At 75.0% G+C, this 15342-nt stretch carries 13 protein-coding genes; 10 read left to right on the top strand and 3 right to left on the bottom strand.

The genetic code is table 11. The features are described 5' to 3' along the window. Window positions 1-8: 8 nt before the first annotated feature. From OIM89_RS11975 to OIM89_RS11955, 5 genes are all read left to right on the top strand, one after another. Window positions 9-1997: a biotin carboxylase N-terminal domain-containing protein gene (locus tag OIM89_RS11975; protein WP_151168468.1), complete on the top strand. Its 1989-nt coding sequence runs from the start codon at window positions 9-11 to the stop codon at window positions 1995-1997. Then, window positions 1994-3139, top strand: a complete 1146-nt coding sequence (locus tag OIM89_RS11970) for an acyl-CoA dehydrogenase family protein (RefSeq protein ID WP_264491248.1) — start codon at window positions 1994-1996, stop codon at window positions 3137-3139. Before OIM89_RS11975 ends, OIM89_RS11970 begins: the two co-directional genes overlap by 4 nt. A gap of 85 nt (window positions 3140-3224) precedes the next feature. Next, the gene (locus tag OIM89_RS11965) at window positions 3225-3959 is read left to right on the top strand and encodes an enoyl-CoA hydratase family protein (RefSeq protein WP_030698047.1); all 735 of its coding nucleotides are present in this window, start codon (window positions 3225-3227) and stop codon (window positions 3957-3959) included. Further along, on the top strand, window positions 3947-4525 hold the full coding sequence (locus tag OIM89_RS11960) for a TetR/AcrR family transcriptional regulator (protein WP_030698046.1): 579 nt from the start codon (window positions 3947-3949) through the stop codon (window positions 4523-4525). Before OIM89_RS11965 ends, OIM89_RS11960 begins: the two co-directional genes overlap by 13 nt. A gap of 167 nt (window positions 4526-4692) precedes the next feature. After that, complete coding sequence (locus tag OIM89_RS11955; RefSeq protein WP_226965545.1) at window positions 4693-6279, top strand: alpha/beta hydrolase; 1587 nt, start codon at window positions 4693-4695, stop codon at window positions 6277-6279. A 72-nt stretch (window positions 6280-6351) separates the two neighbouring features. Here the strand turns inward: OIM89_RS11955 and OIM89_RS11950 are convergent, their stop codons facing one another. Continuing rightward, entirely contained in the window at window positions 6352-7461 is a 1110-nt protein-coding gene (locus OIM89_RS11950; protein WP_030698044.1) for a citrate synthase 2, read from the bottom strand. Window positions 7462-7694: 233 nt separating this feature from the next. On the opposite strand from OIM89_RS11950, the gene pdxH reads away from it, so the two are divergent. Both pdxH and OIM89_RS11940 read left to right on the top strand, forming a co-directional pair. Continuing rightward, a complete protein-coding gene (gene pdxH, locus OIM89_RS11945) occupies window positions 7695-8384 on the top strand; it encodes a pyridoxamine 5'-phosphate oxidase (protein ID WP_030698043.1) in 690 nt (229 codons plus the stop codon). A gap of 503 nt (window positions 8385-8887) precedes the next feature. Beyond that, the gene (locus OIM89_RS11940) at window positions 8888-10282 is read left to right on the top strand and encodes a PAS domain-containing protein (protein ID WP_151168462.1); all 1395 of its coding nucleotides are present in this window, start codon (window positions 8888-8890) and stop codon (window positions 10280-10282) included. A gap of 62 nt (window positions 10283-10344) precedes the next feature. Here the strand turns inward: OIM89_RS11940 and OIM89_RS11935 are convergent, their stop codons facing one another. Next, window positions 10345-11199 carry an SIS domain-containing protein gene (locus tag OIM89_RS11935; protein ID WP_264491247.1) on the bottom strand — a complete coding sequence of 285 codons (855 nt, stop codon included), beginning with the start codon at window positions 11197-11199 and terminating at the stop codon, window positions 10345-10347. Between the two features lie 263 nt (window positions 11200-11462). Here OIM89_RS11935 and OIM89_RS11930 point away from each other — a divergent pair, with 263 nt between their 5' ends. The 3 genes from OIM89_RS11930 to OIM89_RS11920 all read left to right on the top strand — a co-directional run bounded on the left by OIM89_RS11930 (window position 11463) and on the right by OIM89_RS11920 (window position 14596). Continuing rightward, window positions 11463-12155: a metal-dependent transcriptional regulator gene (locus tag OIM89_RS11930; RefSeq protein ID WP_030698040.1), complete on the top strand. Its 693-nt coding sequence runs from the start codon at window positions 11463-11465 to the stop codon at window positions 12153-12155. A gap of 674 nt (window positions 12156-12829) precedes the next feature. Next, window positions 12830-13702, top strand: a complete 873-nt coding sequence (locus OIM89_RS11925; RefSeq protein ID WP_226964253.1) for an alpha/beta fold hydrolase — start codon at window positions 12830-12832, stop codon at window positions 13700-13702. 696 nt (window positions 13703-14398) lie between these two features. Then, window positions 14399-14596: a hypothetical protein gene (locus tag OIM89_RS11920; protein ID WP_226964254.1), complete on the top strand. Its 198-nt coding sequence runs from the start codon at window positions 14399-14401 to the stop codon at window positions 14594-14596. A 96-nt stretch (window positions 14597-14692) separates the two neighbouring features. On the opposite strand, the gene OIM89_RS11915 is transcribed toward OIM89_RS11920, so the two are convergent. Further along, on the bottom strand, window positions 14693-15271 hold the full coding sequence (locus tag OIM89_RS11915) for a TetR/AcrR family transcriptional regulator (protein WP_030698037.1): 579 nt from the start codon (window positions 15269-15271) through the stop codon (window positions 14693-14695). Window positions 15272-15342: the final 71 nt, after the last annotated feature.

Below are 15342 nucleotides of genomic sequence, written 5' to 3'. Positions count from 1 at the left end.
CCCCCACCATGACCACCACCCCCACCACTCCTCTGACGCGCGTCCTCGTCGCCAACCGGGGCGAGATAGCCCGCCGCGTCCTGCGCACCTGCCACCACCTGGGCCTCGCCACCGTCGCCGTCTACGCCGACCCCGACGCCACCGCCGCCCACGTCCGCGAGGCCGACGCCGCCGTCCGGCTCCCCGGTGACAGCCCGGCCGACACCTACCTGCGCGCCGATCTCGTGGTCGCCGCCGCCCGCGCCGCCGGGGCCGACGCCGTCCACCCCGGGTACGGCTTCCTCTCCGAGAACGCCGGCTTCGCCCGCGCCGTCCAGGACGCGGGGCTCACCTGGATCGGGCCGGACCCCGAGGCGATCGAGGCGATGGCCTCCAAGACCCGCGCCAAGAAACTCATGGCCGAGGCGGGAGTGCCACTGCTCGGGCCGCTCGACCCCGGCGCCGTCACCGAGGCCGACCTGCCCGTCCTCGTCAAGGCGGCGGCGGGCGGCGGCGGACGCGGCATGCGCGCGGTCGAGACCCTGGACGAGCTCCCCGCCGCCCTGGAGGCGGCCGCCGCCGAAGCGCTCTCCGCCTTCGGTGACGGAGAGGTCTTCGTCGAGCCCTACCTGCCCTCGGGCCGCCACGTCGAGGTGCAGATCCTCGGCGACCGGCACGGCACCGTCTGGGCGCTCGGCACCCGCGACTGCTCCCTCCAGCGCCGCCACCAGAAGGTGATCGAGGAAGCCCCCGCCCCCGGCCTGCCCGCCGCCCTGCGCGAGCAGGTGCACGAGGCCGCCACCGCCGCCGCCCGCGCCATCGGCTACACCGGCGCCGGAACCGTCGAATTCCTGGTCGCGGACGGCCAGGCGTACTTCCTGGAGATGAACACCCGCCTCCAGGTCGAACACCCCGTCACCGAAGCGGTCCACGGCGTCGACCTGGTCGCCCTCCAACTCGCCGTCGCGGAAGGGGAGGCGCTGCCCGCCGAACCGCCCCCGCCGCACGGCCACGCCGTCGAGGCCCGCCTCTACGCGGAGGACCCGGCGGCCGGCTGGGCCCCGCAGACCGGCACCGTCCACCGCCTCGACGTCCCCGGCGCCGACCGGGCCCACCTGCCCGGCGGCCCCGCCCCGGCCCCGCTGCGGCTCGACTCCGGCTACGAGGCCGGGGACACCGTCGGCGTCCACTACGACGCGATGCTCGCCAAGGTCATCGCCTGGGGCCCCACCCGCGAGGCCGCGATCCGCCGCCTGGCCGCCGCCCTCACCCGGGCCCGCCTGCACGGGCCCGCCACCAACCGCGACCTCCTCGTCCGCTCCCTCGAACACCCCGACTTCCGCACCCTCGCCGGACTCGACACCGCCTTCTACACCCGCCGCCTCGACAACCTCACCCGCCCCGCCGGCGACGGCCGCCACGCCGCCGTCGCCGCCGCCCTCGCGGACGCGGCCCACGCCGCCACCTCCTCCCGCCTGCGGGCCGGGGCCTGGCGCAACCTCCGCTCCGAGGACCCCGTACGCCGCTACCGGGCCGACGACGGGACGGCGTACGAGATCCGCTACCGGCCGGGGCGGAACGGCTGGACCCTCCCCGGCGAGGGCGACCCGCGCGTCGTCTCCGCCACCCCGGACGCCGTCGTGCTCGCCGACACCGGCGAGGCGGGCGGGGTCGAGCGGCGGTACGAGGTCGGCCGGGCCGGCGGGCGCGTCCACGTCGACGGGCCGCACGGCGGTCTGAGCCTCACGCCCGTCTCCCGGCACCCCGACACCACCGCCCGGCAGGCGCCCGGCTCGCTGCTCGCACCGATGCCCGGGACCGTCGTCCGCGTCGCCGACGGCCTCGCCGAAGGCAGCGCCGTCACCGAGGGCCAGCCCCTCGTCTGGCTGGAGGCGATGAAGATGGAGCACCGCATCCTCGCCCCCGCCTCCGGCACCCTCACCGCGCTCCACGCCCACCCCGGCCGCCAGGTCGAGGTCGGCGCCCTGCTCGCCGTCGTCCAGGAGGAAATCGCGTGACCACCACCGCCACCGCCCTGATCGAGTCCGAGGAACTGCGCGACCTGCGCGCCGCCGTCGCCGCCCTCGGCGCCAAGCACGGCCCCGACGCCGACCCCGCCGCCGTCTGGGCGGAGGCCGGGAAACTCGGCTACCTCGGCGTCAACCTCCCCGAGGAGTACGGCGGTGGAGGCGGCGGCATCACCGAACTCTCCCTCGTCCTGGAGGAGATGGGCGCCGCCGGGTGCCCGCAGCTGATGATGATCGTGTCGCCCGCGATCTGCGGCACGGTCATCGCCCGGTTCGGCACCGAGGAGCAGAAGCGCCGCTGGCTGCCGGGGCTCGCCGACGCCTCCCTCACCATGGCCTTCGGCATCACCGAGCCCGACGCCGGCTCCAACTCGCACCGCATCACCACCACCGCCCGCCGCGACGGCGACGAGTGGGTCCTGAACGGCCGCAAGGTCTTCGTCTCCGGCGTCGACATCGCCGACGCCACCCTCGTCGTCGGCCGCACCGAGGACGCCCGCACCGGCCGCCTCAAGCCCTGCCTCTTCATCGTCGACCGCGACGCCCCCGGCTTCGGGCGCCGCCACATCGAGATGGAGATCGACGCCGCCGAGAAGCAGTTCGAACTCACCCTGGACGACGTACGCCTCCCCGCCGACCGGCTCGTGGGCGACGAGGACGCGGGCCTCCTCCAGCTCTTCGCCGGCCTCAACCCCGAACGCGTCATGACCGCCGCCTTCGCCCTCGGCATGGGCCGCTACGCACTCGCCAAGGCCGTCACCTACGCCAGGGAACGCACCGTCTGGAAGGCCCCCATCGGCTCCCACCAGGCCATCGCCCACCCCCTCGCCCAGGCCCACATAGAGCTGGAACTGGCCAAGCTGATGATGCAGCGCGCCGCCGCCCTCTACGACGCCGGCGACGACTTCGGCGCCGGCGAGGCCGCCAACATGGCCAAGTACGCCGCCGGGGAAGCCTGCGTCCGCGCCGTCGACCAGGCCGTGCACACCCTCGGCGGCAACGGCCTCACCCGCGAGTACGGCCTCGCCCGCCTCATCACCGGCGCCCGCGTCGCCCGCATCGCCCCCGTCAGCCGCGAGATGATCCTCAACTTCATCTCCCACAGCAGCCTCGGCCTCCCCAAGTCCTACTGAGCCGCAGACAGCCCACCCGTCACCCCGGGGCGGGGCGCCCGCAGCGCCCCGCCCCCCATCCCGACCCCACCCGAGAGGCCCGACCATGGCGTACGTCCTCCAGAGCGACCAGCGGGGCATCCGCACCCTCACCCTGGACCGGCCCGAGCAGCGCAACGCCCTCTCGGACGCCCTGGTCACCGAAGTCGACGCGGCGCTGGAGGGGGCCGGGGCCGACCCGGACGTACGGGCCGTGCAGCTCACCCACACCGGGACGACCTTCTGCGCCGGTGCCGACCTGCGCAACCCGCCCGACCCGCACGCCCTGGTCGCCCTGATGCGGCGGATCGTCGCGCTGGACAAGCCCGTCGTCGCCCGCGTCACCGGGCACGTCCGCGCGGGCGGCCTCGGACTGCTCGCCTCCTGCGACATCAGCGCCGGCGGGCCCGGCTCCACCTTCGCCCTCACCGAGGCCCGGATCGGCGTCGCCCCCGCCGTCATCTCCCTGCCGCTGCTCCCGCGCCTCGACCGGGCGGCGGCCGCCCGCTACTTCCTCACCGGCGAGAAGTTCGGCCCCGAGGAGGCCGCGCGGATCGGGCTGCTCACCCTCGCCGGGGAGGACGTCGACACCGCCCTCGCCCCCGTCCTCGACGGGCTGCGGCGCGGCTCCCCGCAGGGCCTCGCCGAGTCCAAGCGCCTGGTCACCGCTACAGTGCTGGCAGCCTTCGACCGGGACGGAGACGACCTGGTGGAGCGCTCGGCGCGCCTCTTCGCCTCCGCCGACGCCCGCGAAGGGATGACCGCCTTCCTCGAACGACGGGATGCCGCATGGGTGTGGTGACCTCCCCCAAGCAGGACCGCAGCCGCGCCACCCGGCAGCGCCTGCTCGCCGCCGCCGTCGCCTGCCTCGCCGAGCACGGCTGGGCCGGCTCCACCGTCTCCGTCGTCGCCGAACGGGCCGGAGTCTCCCGGGGCGCCGCCCAGCACCATTTCCCCACCCGCGAGGACCTCTTCACCGCCGCCGTCGAGTACGTCGCCGAGGAACGCTCCACCGCCCTGCGCGCCCTCGCCCCCGAAGGCCGCGCCCAGGCCGTCGAAGCCCTCGTCGACCTCTACACCGGCGACCTCTTCCGCGCCGCCCTCCACCTCTGGGTCGCCGCCTCCGACGAACCCCAGCTGGGGGCCCGCGTCACCGAACTGGAGGCCCGGGTCGGCCGCGAGACCCACCGCATCGCCGTCGACCTCCTCGGCGCCGACGAGTCCCGCCCCGGCGTCCGCGAACTCGTCCAGGGCCTCCTCGACATGGCCCGCGGCCTCGGCCTCGCCAACCTCCTCACCGACGACACGGCCCGCCGCCGCAAGGTCGTCACCCAGTGGACCCGGGTCCTCGACACGGCCCTCGGCTGATCCCCTACGCCCGCAGAACCACCCCGGTGCTCCTCATCACCCTTGAGAAGGACGGGAGTTGAGACCGCGCGGCCGATTCCCCCCGCCCCGCGCCCGCTGAATGATCCCTCCTGTCCGACCACGTGACCGGAAGGAACGAAGACGTGCGCAGAAGACGACTCCCGCCCGTGCTGGCCGCCGGCGTCACCGCACTGCTGGCGCCGCTCCTCGCCGCACCCCAGGCCACCGCCGCCCCCGGACCGGCCACCGCGACCACGGCCGCCGAGCGCGGACTCGACCGGTACGTCCAGCAGAAACCCCGCTGGAAACGGTGCCAGGCCGACACCCCCGCCGCGTTCCAGTGCGCCACCATCAAGGTCCCGCTGGACTACCGGGACCCGGGCGGCGAACAGCTCGACCTGGCCATATCCCGGATCAGGAGCACCGACGCCGGCAAGCGCCACGGCGTCCTGCTCTCCAACCCGGGCGGCCCCGGCGGCCCCGGGCTCTCCATGCCGCTGGGCATGCGGCAGATGCTCCCCGAGGCCGCCCTCGCCACGTACGACCTCATCGGCTTCGACCCGCGCGGCGTCGGCGAGAGCAGCCCCGTCTCCTGCGGCCTCACCCCCGAGGAGGAGAACTGGCTGCGGCCCTACCAGGAGGAGACCTTCGAGAAGGACGTCGCCTGGGCGCGCGGCTTCGCCGACAAGTGCGACAAGAAGGCGGGGGACGTGCTCCCGCACCTCACCACCCGCAACACCGCCCGGGACATGGACCTGCTCCGCGCGGTCCTGGGCGAGAGGAAACTCTCGTACGTCGGCTACTCGTACGGCACCTACCTGGGCGCCGTCTACACCCAGCTCTTCCCCCGGCGCGCCGACCGGTTCGTGCTGGACAGCGCCGTCGACCCGGCGCTCACCTGGCGGGGCATGGTCCAGTGGTGGGCGTGGGGCGCCGAACCGGCCTTCGACCGGTGGACCGAGTGGGCGGCCGAACGTTCCGGCACGTACGACCTCGGCGCCACCCCCAAGGAGGTCGACCGCACCTTCTGGGAGCTGGTCGCCCGGGCCGACGAGGAGCCCGTCGTCGTCGACGGCCAGCCGCTCGACGGCGACGCCATCCGCGGCGGCCTGCGCGCGGCCTTCTTCAGCCCCGCGTACGCCACCGAGGTCGTCGTCGAGCTGAAGAAGGCCGCCGAGGGTGAGCCCGCCTCCGCGAAGAAGCTCGCCGCGCTCACGGGGAAGGGGAAGGCCGCCGAGGCGCCCGCCGACAACGGGACGGCGAGCGCCTTCGCCGTGATCTGCGGCGACAACACGGCCGCCTGGCCCCGCGACCCGGAGACCTACCGGCGCGAGGCGATCGAGGACAAGGGCCGCTACCCGCTGTTCGGTGACTTCGCCTCGTCCGTGAAACCCTGCGCCTTCTGGGGCGACTCGGCGGAACCGCCGACCAAGGTCCGCAACACGGTCCGCTCCCTCGTCGTGCAGAACGAGTGGGACTCGCAGACGCCGCTGCCCAGCGGCCAGGCCCTGCACACCGCGCTCAAGGGCTCCAAGATGGTCACCGTCGCCGGTGGCGAGGGCCACGGCGTCTACCCGAGCGGCAACGCCTGCGCCGACGGCGCCGTCGAGCGGTACCTGCTGACCGGAAAGCTCCCCGCCAAGGACGTCACCTGTCAGGCGACGCCCGAGTCCAACGCCGGGGCACGCGAGAACCAGCGGCCCGGCACCCTCCCGGGCTCCCCGCTCCCCGAGCGCGCCCCCGACCGCTTCTGACCCCTGAGACGGCAACGGGCCCGGCCGCCCCCTCGGCGACCGGGCCCGTACCCGTGCGGACGTACGCCTGGGTCAGCCCGCCAGGCCGGGGATCTGGTCGTACCCCTCGATGGCCCGCGGGGAGCGCGAGGCCGGGCCCGTGTAGCGGGCGGAGGGGCGGACCAGGCGGCCGGTGCGCTTCTGCTCCAGGATGTGCGCCGACCAGCCGGCGGTGCGGGCGCAGGTGAACATCGAGGTGAACATGGGCGCGGGGACCTCGGCGAAGTCCAGCAGGATCGCGGCCCAGAACTCCACGTTGGTGGCGAGGACGCGGTCCGGGCGGCGCGCGTGCAGCTCCTCCAGCGCGGCCTGCTCCAGCGCGGCCGCCACCTCGTAGCGCGGGGCCGCCAGTTCCTTGGCGGTGCGGCGCAGGACGCGGGCGCGCGGGTCCTCGGCCCGGTAGACGCGGTGGCCGAAGCCCATCAGCCGCTCGCCCTTGTCGAGGGCCTGGCGCACCCAGGCGCGGGCGTCGCCGGTCCGCTCGATCTCCTCGATCATGCCGAGCACCCGCGAGGGCGCCCCACCGTGCAGCGGGCCCGACATCGCGCCGACCGCGCCGGAGAGGGCGGCGGCCACGTCGGCGCCGGTGGAGGCGATGACGCGGGCGGTGAAGGTGGAGGCGTTCATGCCGTGCTCGGCGGCGGAGGTCCAGTAGGCGTCGACGGCCTTGACGTGGCGCGGGTCCGGCTCGCCGCGCCAACGGATCATGAACCGCTCGACGACCGACTCGGCCTTGTCGATCTCGCGCTGCGGCACCATCGGCAGGGCCTGGCCGCGCGCCGACTGCGCCACGTAGGAGAGCGCCATCACGGCGGCCCGGGCCAGGTCGTCGCGGGCCTGCTTCTCGTCGATGTCGAGCAGCGGGCGCAGGCCCCAGGCGGGGGCGAGCATGGCGAGCGCCGACTGCACGTCGACGCGGACGTCACCGGAGTGGACCGGGATGGGGAAGGGCTCGGCGGGCGGCAGCCCCGGGTTGAACGCGCCGTCGACCAGCAGGCCCCACACGTTCCCGAAGGAGACGTGGCCCACCAGATCCTCGATGTCGACGCCCCGGTAGCGGAGCGCGCCGCCCTCCTTGTCCGGTTCGGCGATCTCCGTTTCGAACGCGACGACCCCTTCGAGACCGGGTACGAAGTCGGACATCAGGCGGCTCCTTCGATTGCGTACAAGCAGACGGGGCGCCCGGGGGCGGGGTGCGGCCCGCCCCTCCGGGAAACACGGACGATACCCCTGAGTGCCACCTTTGGGGAGTCCTGTGGCACTGAGTGCCACGATCGCGGTACACGCGCCCCCGCGCCACTCGGGGCAAAGGCGGGCGAAGCGGGCGGCGGGCCGGCTCCGGGCGCGCCCCCGGCGCCGTGCGGCAGGATGGCGGCGTGACCGACGCAGAGGGCGGCCCCGTGCGGGCCGCGTCCGAATCACTCAACCCCGCCGCGATGCGCAAGCAGTACCGCAGGGAGGGCCTCGACGCGAGCGCGCTCGCCGCCGAACCGATGGAGCAGTTCGCCCACTGGTTCGCCGAAGCCGCCCGCGACGGCCTCTACGAACCCAACGCCATGATCGTCTCCACCGCCGGCGCCGACGGCGCCCCCGACAGCCGCACCGTCCTGCTCAAGCAGTACGACCGGCGCGGCTTCGTCTTCTACACCAACTACGCCTCCCGCAAGGGCGCCGACCTCGACGCCAACCCGCGGGTCGCGCTGCTCTTCCCCTGGCATCCGCTGGCCCGCCAGGTCCGCGTCACCGGCACCGCCGGCAAGGTCCCCCGCGAGGAGACCGCCGCCTACTTCCGCACCCGCCCCCACGGCTCGCAGATCGGCGCCTGGGCCTCCGCCCAGTCCGCCGTCGTCCCCGGCCGCGCCACCCTCGACCGCGCCTACGCCGACCTCGCCGCCCGCCACCCCGAGGGCGAGGAGGTGCCCGTACCGCCGCACTGGGGCGGCTACCGCGTCACCCCGCGCACCGTCGAGTTCTGGCAGGGCCGAGAGAACCGCCTCCACGACCGGCTGCGGTACGTCCGGTCCGAAGACGGCGAGAGCTGGCGCGTCGAACGCCTCGCGCCCTGAGTGCCGACCCGCGTGCGGACACGCAGACGGCCCGCGAACCTGGTTCCCCCTCGCGGGGGAGCCGGCCGGACGTACCGGCGGCTCGCGGGCCGGGTGACTGCTCGGGATTGGCCGGCTGTGCGGAGCGGGACCCCGCACCGGACCGGCGCCACGCTTGACCCGGCCGAAGCCGGGGAGACGCGACAACGGGCCGCTAGCCCGCAGTCACCTCACGCGTCCGGTATGTGTACATCTGCCGAACCACCTCCCTTCTCGTGTACCACCAGCCTAGGAAGCGCCCTGATCGTGTTCAACCGGATATTCGCAGCCGCCCCCGACCGGCGATTTCCGCGAACCCCGTGTGGGCCGCGCCACAGTCGAGTTGAATGCCGGTACGTGCAGCGGCACGTGCAAGATCCCGTGCGGCGGCCACGCCCGCGCGCGGACACGCTCGACCACGTGCGGGACGGCATGCGCGACAACATGCGGGACATCGTGTGCAATCGGCCCATGGGGGGCGCCCGATGAGTGCTTACGGGCACAGCGGAACCACCGACGCGCTCGGTCCCGAGGACCCGGGCCCCGACGGCGGCGACCTCCTCGCCGCCCTCCTCGACGGCATGGACGCCGCGCTCTGCGCCTTCGACGCCGACCACGTCCTCACCCACTGGAACCGCGAGGCCGAACGCGTCCTCGGCTGGAGCCCCGCCGAAGCCGTCGGCCGCCGCGGCCTCGCCGGCTGGGCCGTCCGCCCCGGCGACGCCGCCGACGTCGAACACCGCCTCTTCGGCGTCACCGCCGAACGCGGCCGCGAGGTCCACGACGTCGCCCTCCTCACCCGCGACGGCCGCCGCGTCCTGGTCCGCGCCCAGACCGCCGCCGTCCGCGGCCCCGACGGCGAACCCGCCGGGATCTACTGTGCCTTCGGCGAGGTCCACACCCAGATCGACCTCGAACGCTCCATCGCGCTCAGCGAAGCCCTCTTCGAGGACGCCGCCTGGGGCGTCGTCCTCGTCGACGCCGACCTGCGCCTCGCCGTCCTCAACGCCCACGCCGCCTACGCGCTGGGCACCAGCCGCTCCACCGCGCTCGGCCGCCCCCTCGGCGACCTCGTCCTCCAGGGCGTCGAAGAACTCGAATCCGCCCTCACCCACGTCCTCGCCGACGGCACCCCCACCGCCCCCGTCGAACTCTGGGTCACCGTCCGCACCGACGAGGGCGAACAACGCCGCTGCTGGCGGTGCGGCTTCGTCCGCCTCGCCTCACCGCTCGCCCAGGAACCCGTCCCGCTCGGCGTCGGCTGGCTCTTCCAGGACCTCACCGAGACCAAGCAGACCGAGCAGGAGAACGCCCGCCTGCGCTTCCGCTCCCACCAGCTCCACCGGGCCGCCCGCGTCGCCACCGAGTGCGAGGACCCCGCCGAAGGCGCCGTCGCCCACCTCGACTTCGCCCTCGCCGGCTTCGCCGACCACGCCCTCCTCGACACCGTGGCCCCGGGCGCCCCCGGCGGCCCCGCCCGCCTGCTGCGCACCGCCGCCAGCCCTTCCGGCGAACCGGGCCAGCCCCCCAACGGCGCCCCCGCCGGCATGCCCGCCCGCTACCCCGAGGACCACCCCGCCCTCCAGTGCGCCGAACGCGGCGGCACCCTGCGCGCCGCCGCGGGCACCGGACCCGGCGCCATCGCCCCCGACCGGCCCGGCGGCGAGGAGGCCGCCCGCGCCTGGGCCGACGCCCACCTCTGGCCCGAGACCACCCGGCACGCCCTCTGCACCGTCCTGCGCAGCCGCGGCCGCACCCTGGGCGTCCTCACCTTCCTCCGCGTCGGCTCCCGCACCCCCTTCGAACGCGCCGACCTCGCCCACGCCGAATCCGTCGCCGCCCACATCGCCCCACTCCTGGACCTGGCGAACCGCCGCTGACGCAAGCACCGGGGGCGGTGCCTTCGCCGTGACGAAGACACCGCCCCCGGGGCGCGCGCCGCTCAGTGCTGGTAGAAGATCCGGTCGCGGTAGGTGGCGAAGACCTCCGCGTTCCAGGCGTGGCCGCCGTCGACGTTGCCCGAGCGGAGCATCGGCGGCTCCACCCCGCGCTCCAGCAGCGCGCCCGCCGCACTCGCCATCACCGCCTGGAGGACGGCACTGGTCACCACCGTGGACGCGGGCGCGAACGGCGCCCCGATCCCCTCCACCGACAGCTCCGCGTCCCCCACCGCGATCTTGTTGTCCAGCACCACGTCGCAGTGGTCCTTCAGAAACGTCCCCGAGGGGTTACGCGCCGTCGTCCCCTCCGCGTACGCCACCGAGGTCACCCCGATCACCCGCACCCCGCGCGCCCGGGCGGCCTGCGCCATCTCCACCGGCAGCGCGTTGCGGCCCGACAGGGAGATGATCACCAGCGCGTCCCCGGCCCGCAGCGGCGAGCTGTCCAGCACCGCCGTCGCGTACCCCTCGACCCGCTCCAGCGCCGAGCCGAGCGTCGCGGGACGCACGTCGACACCGACCAGGCCCGGACCGGCCAGCAGGTTCATCAGGGCGAGGCCGCCCGCGCGGTAGACCAGGTCCTGGGCCGGCAGCGAGGAGTGGCCCGCGCCGAAGGCGAAGAGCCGCCCGCCCGAGGCCGCCGTGTCGGCGAGCAGCGCGCCCGCCGCCGCGATCGACCCGGCCTCCTCCTCGCGGACCCGGGCCAGCAGCGCCATCGCCGCGTCCAGGAAGCCGGTCGCGAGACCGCCCGGCGAGGCGGAGGGGGGCGCGGTCGTCGTGCCGGTGGGCGTCGTGCCGGAGGTGGTCGTGCCGGGGGTGGTCGTGCCGGGGGTGGTCGTGCCGGGGGTGGAGGTCATCGGCGGTGGCCTTTCGGTGAGCGGCACGGGACGTACGGCGGGGCGGCCGGCCCCTTGGTCCGGACCGCGACGCGCCTCACGGTGCGGTCTGGACCAGTGCACTGTCAAGGTGCCCCAGGGGCTCGCGGGGCGTGCGTGGAGGGCGCGCGCCCAGGCCCGCCGGACTCCCACGGACGCCCTCGCGAGCGGCCCGGCACGGTTCCCGGGCCGATGCGTCAGAATTGAGGTCAGGGCCAGCGCACGACAGCATCTGAGGGGCACGAATGTCCGGACTGATCGACACCACGGAGATGTACCTCCGCACCATCCTCGAACTCGAGGAAGAAGGCGTGGTCCCCATGCGCGCCCGGATCGCGGAACGCCTGGACCAGAGCGGGCCCACGGTCAGCCAGACGGTCGCCCGGATGGAGCGCGACGGCCTGGTGGCCGTCGCCAGCGACCGCCACCTGGAGCTGACCGAGGAAGGCCGCCGCCTGGCCACCCGCGTCATGCGCAAGCACCGGCTGGCCGAGTGCCTGCTGGTCGACGTGATCGGCCTGGAGTGGGAACAGGTGCACGCCGAGGCGTGCCGCTGGGAGCACGTCATGAGCGAGGCGGTCGAACGCCGCGTCCTCGACCTGCTCCGCCACCCCACCGAGTCCCCGTACGGCAACCCCATCCCGGGCCTGGAGGAGCTGGGCGAGGAGGCGGGCGCCGACCCGTTCCTCGACGAGAGCATGGTCTCGCTGGCCGACCTCGACCCCGGCAGCGAGGGCAAGACCGCCGTCGTCCGCCGGATCGGCGAGCCCATCCAGACCGACGCCCAGCTCATGTACACGCTGCGCCGCGCCGGCGTGCAGCCCGGCTCGGTGGTCAGCGTCACCGAGTCGGCCGGCGGCGTCCTCGTCGGCTCCAGCGGTGAGGCGGCCGAGCTGAACAGCGAGACCGCCTCGCACGTCTTCGTCGCCAAGCGCTGACCGGCTGCCGCAGCGGCCCGCCGTGGGCCGGGGCGTCCCCTCGGGGGCGCCCCGGCCCTTTCGCGTTCCGGGGTGCCCGCCCGCGCCGGTGGGGCTGCCCGTGCCGGTGGGGCGGCGCGGGCCCATGGGCCGCGACTTGACCGGGAGTTGAAGATTCTGTGTGCGGAACGGCAGCGCGCGGCGGGTGGCTCGTGCAAGGCTGTCTTCAGGCATATGACGTGAAAACTCTTGACCGTCCTGGGTGCCCGGCTCCGCCTGCCCGCGCGGCGCCGCCCGGGGTGCCTGGGGAGGGGGCGGACCGTGCGCCGATCCTTCACGCGCCCCGAGGCGGGCCCCGTCCGCCCCGCCGCCGCACCGGCCTGGTGGCCCGCGCGCAGTACGAGGCCCCGGCGCCCATCGGCGCCGGGGCCTGTCCTCCCCTGTCGTGATCCGGAGCCCCGAGCTCCCAGGATCACTCCCGTCGGACCGGTTTCCCCGAGCGGTCCGCCTCCCGCTGAAGATCTCCCCTCGGGGGCGCGCGGCAACCCTTGACGGGTGTCACTCGAAAGTGGGGTGCAGCCCGCAGGAGGAGGCATTGTCGAATGCTTGTTCGGTAACGTGAGGCAGAGGGCACGGCCGTGATCGAGAACCAGGACACGGATCGGGCGAGCCAGAGACTGTGGGGGTGCCAGAACATGGTGCGGCGCATCGAAGTGACCGGTTCCGGGGGTGTGCCCCTGGTCACCTGGGAGTTCGCCGACCCGCCCAAGGCCGGGGACGCGCCGGGCGAGGCCGGACGCACACCGGGCGTGCTGTTACTGCACGGCCTGATGGGCCGCGCCTCGCACTGGGCCGGCACCGCCCGCTGGCTCGCCGAGCGCCACCGCGCCGTCGCCCTCGACCAGCGCGGCCACGGCCGGAGCGCCAAACCCACCGACGCGCCCTACACCCGCGAGACCTACGTCGCCGACGCCGTCGCCGCCATCGAACAGCTCGGCCTCGGCCCCGCCGTCCTCGTCGGCCACGCCATGGGCGCCCTCACCGCCTGGCAGCTCGCCGCCGCCCGGCCCGACCTCGTGCGCGGCCTCGTCATCTGCGACATGCGCGCCTCCGCGCTCGGCGCCGCCTCGCAGCGCGAATGGGAGCAGTGGTTCGACGCCTGGCCCACCCCCTTCGCCACCCTCGGCGACGTCCGCAAGTGGTTCGGCGAGGACGACCCCTGGGCAGAACGCCCGAGCGCCGCCCGCGGCGAGTTCTTCGCCGAGGTCATGACCGAGCACGAGGACGGCTGGCGGCCCGTCTTCTCCCCGGCCCAGATGCTCCGCACCCGTGAGACCTGGGTGCACGACGCCCACTGGGACGAACTGGCCCAGGTCACCTGCCCCACCCTCGTCGTCCGCGGCCTTGACGGCGCCCTCGGCCGCGCCGAGGCCCAGGAAATGGTCCGCGTCCTGCCCCAGGGCCAGTACGCCGAGGTCACCGACGCGGGCCACCTCGTCCACTACGACCAGCCCGGTGCCTGGCAGGCCGCGGTCCAGCCGTTCCTGGACGGGCTGCCCGAGGGGTGAGCGGCGGCTGCCGGGAGGGCCAGGGGGTGGGCGGGGCACGGCGGCGGTAGCCGCGGAACGGTACGTCGGGCCTGGCCACGCGGTGTTCCTCCGCGAGACGGCGGCGCACCCCGGTGGCGGGGCCCGGCCTCGCCCGCCACCCAGGCGTAGCAGCGGCCACCGGGGAAGCGGGCCGCCCGCACCGCGCCGCCAGGGCGAGCGCGCCGGGCCGGGCGGCGGGGTCCCTCGCGCGGCGGTCGGCGGACCGTGGTGCCCGGCGGCGCGGCCACCCCGTCACGGATGTCCTCCGGCGCCGGGACCTCCGCAGGTAACGCCGTCTCGTCCCCCCGCCGACAACTGCCGGGCGGTCGCGCGCCGGCCGGATCTGCCTCCAGCGCGGGCTGCTGGCGCCCCCCCGGTCCCGGGCCGGACGTACGCGCCCGGAGCGAGCTGGAGGCCCGGTTCGGCAGGCCCGTGCAGCGGGCGGGATCTCCGGCAGGGCGGATCGTGCCCCTGCGCGGTGTGGTCGCGGCGTCGATGAGCCACGGCGGCCGCCCGCTGCCCGGCGCGGGGCGGGCACCCGTTGCGTCCCGCCGATGAGCGCCAAGAGCATCCACTTGGTCCTGGCCCTCCGCGACGCGGAGGTACTTCGCCCGCGCCGTGATCCGCATGCCCGGTAGCGACGACCGGGGTCTCCCGGGAACTACTCCGAGCCGCATGCCCCCCATCTGGAATCCCCGGGCGTTCACCACCCGGATCACCGACCTCCTGCGTGACGACCTCATGCGCGACGCGGGCGACCCCGGCCCCGCCGGGGCCTTCCGTAAGCAGGTCGCCCGCGCCGAACCGCGACGCCAGTTCACCTCGGAGACGGCGAACAGGCTGTTCGGCGAGCTGACGACCGGGGTCAACTGAGCGGGACGAGGCGAGGCCGTCGTGCGCCTGACGGGTTGGCCTACAGGTCGGCCGGGGGGGGCAGGGCGGCCGGTCCGCAGGCCGGCAGGAGGCCCGTCAGAGGACGGCGAGCCGGTCCACCAGGAGTTCCGTGCGTGACTCGGCGTCGCCCGGGGGCAGCCGGCCGGCCCGGGCCAGGGTGGCCAGTCCGTGGAGGGAAGCCCAGAACACCTCGGTGAACAGTGCCGGGTGGACACCGTCGCCGGCGACCTCCCCGAGGGCCTCCAACAGGGCGGCGAAGCCGTCCTGAAGGGGTGCAGGGGTGTCCTCCTGGGCGAACGCCAGGCCGCCGTCGAGCTGGAAGATCGCGTCGTAGACCGCCGGGTTCCGGGCGGCGAAGGCGAGGTACGCGCGGGCCAGGGCGGTGACCCGGCCGCGCGGGTCCTGGGCCGCGCCGGTCGCCGCCCTGAGCGACGCGGCCAGCTCGGCGGCGCCTTCGAGGGCGACGGCGCCGATGATCTCCCGCTTGCCACGGAAATGGCTGTAGAGGACGGGCTGGCTGTACTCGATGCGCTCGGCGAGCCGACGGGTGGTGACCGCGTCCCAGCCCTGCTGCTCGGCGAGTTCCCGGGCGGTCGCCACGATGAGGCGCTCGCGTTCCGCCCGTTCGCGCTCCTTGCGTTCCTGTACCGACATGGTCCGACCCTAGCACTGCTAGACAACCGAGCGGCAGTAGCGCTAGCGTCGGCACATCAGCTGTCAGCGCT

The sequence above is a fragment of the Streptomyces sp. BI87 genome, from assembly GCF_025957665.1.
Taxonomy (GTDB): Bacteria; Actinomycetota; Actinomycetes; order Streptomycetales; family Streptomycetaceae; genus Streptomyces; species Streptomyces albidoflavus.
This window is presented reverse-complemented; position numbering and strand designations above follow the sequence as displayed.

Coding starts and splice junctions, on each gene's coding strand:
- OIM89_RS11940 (WP_151168462.1), top strand. CDS start 8,888: ATGAGTGCTTACGGGCACAGCGGAACCACCGACGCGCTCGGTCCCGAG.
- OIM89_RS11965 (WP_030698047.1), top strand. CDS start 3,225: ATGGCGTACGTCCTCCAGAGCGACCAGCGGGGCATCCGCACCCTCACC.
- OIM89_RS11920 (WP_226964254.1), top strand. CDS start 14,399: ATGCCCCCCATCTGGAATCCCCGGGCGTTCACCACCCGGATCACCGAC.
- OIM89_RS11915 (WP_030698037.1), bottom strand. CDS start 15,271: ATGTCGGTACAGGAACGCAAGGAGCGCGAACGGGCGGAACGCGAGCGC.
- OIM89_RS11950 (WP_030698044.1), bottom strand. CDS start 7,461: ATGTCCGACTTCGTACCCGGTCTCGAAGGGGTCGTCGCGTTCGAAACG.
- OIM89_RS11975 (WP_151168468.1), top strand. CDS start 9: ATGACCACCACCCCCACCACTCCTCTGACGCGCGTCCTCGTCGCCAAC.
- OIM89_RS11930 (WP_030698040.1), top strand. CDS start 11,463: ATGTCCGGACTGATCGACACCACGGAGATGTACCTCCGCACCATCCTC.
- OIM89_RS11925 (WP_226964253.1), top strand. CDS start 12,830: ATGGTGCGGCGCATCGAAGTGACCGGTTCCGGGGGTGTGCCCCTGGTC.
- OIM89_RS11960 (WP_030698046.1), top strand. CDS start 3,947: ATGGGTGTGGTGACCTCCCCCAAGCAGGACCGCAGCCGCGCCACCCGG.
- OIM89_RS11935 (WP_264491247.1), bottom strand. CDS start 11,199: ATGACCTCCACCCCCGGCACGACCACCCCCGGCACGACCACCCCCGGC.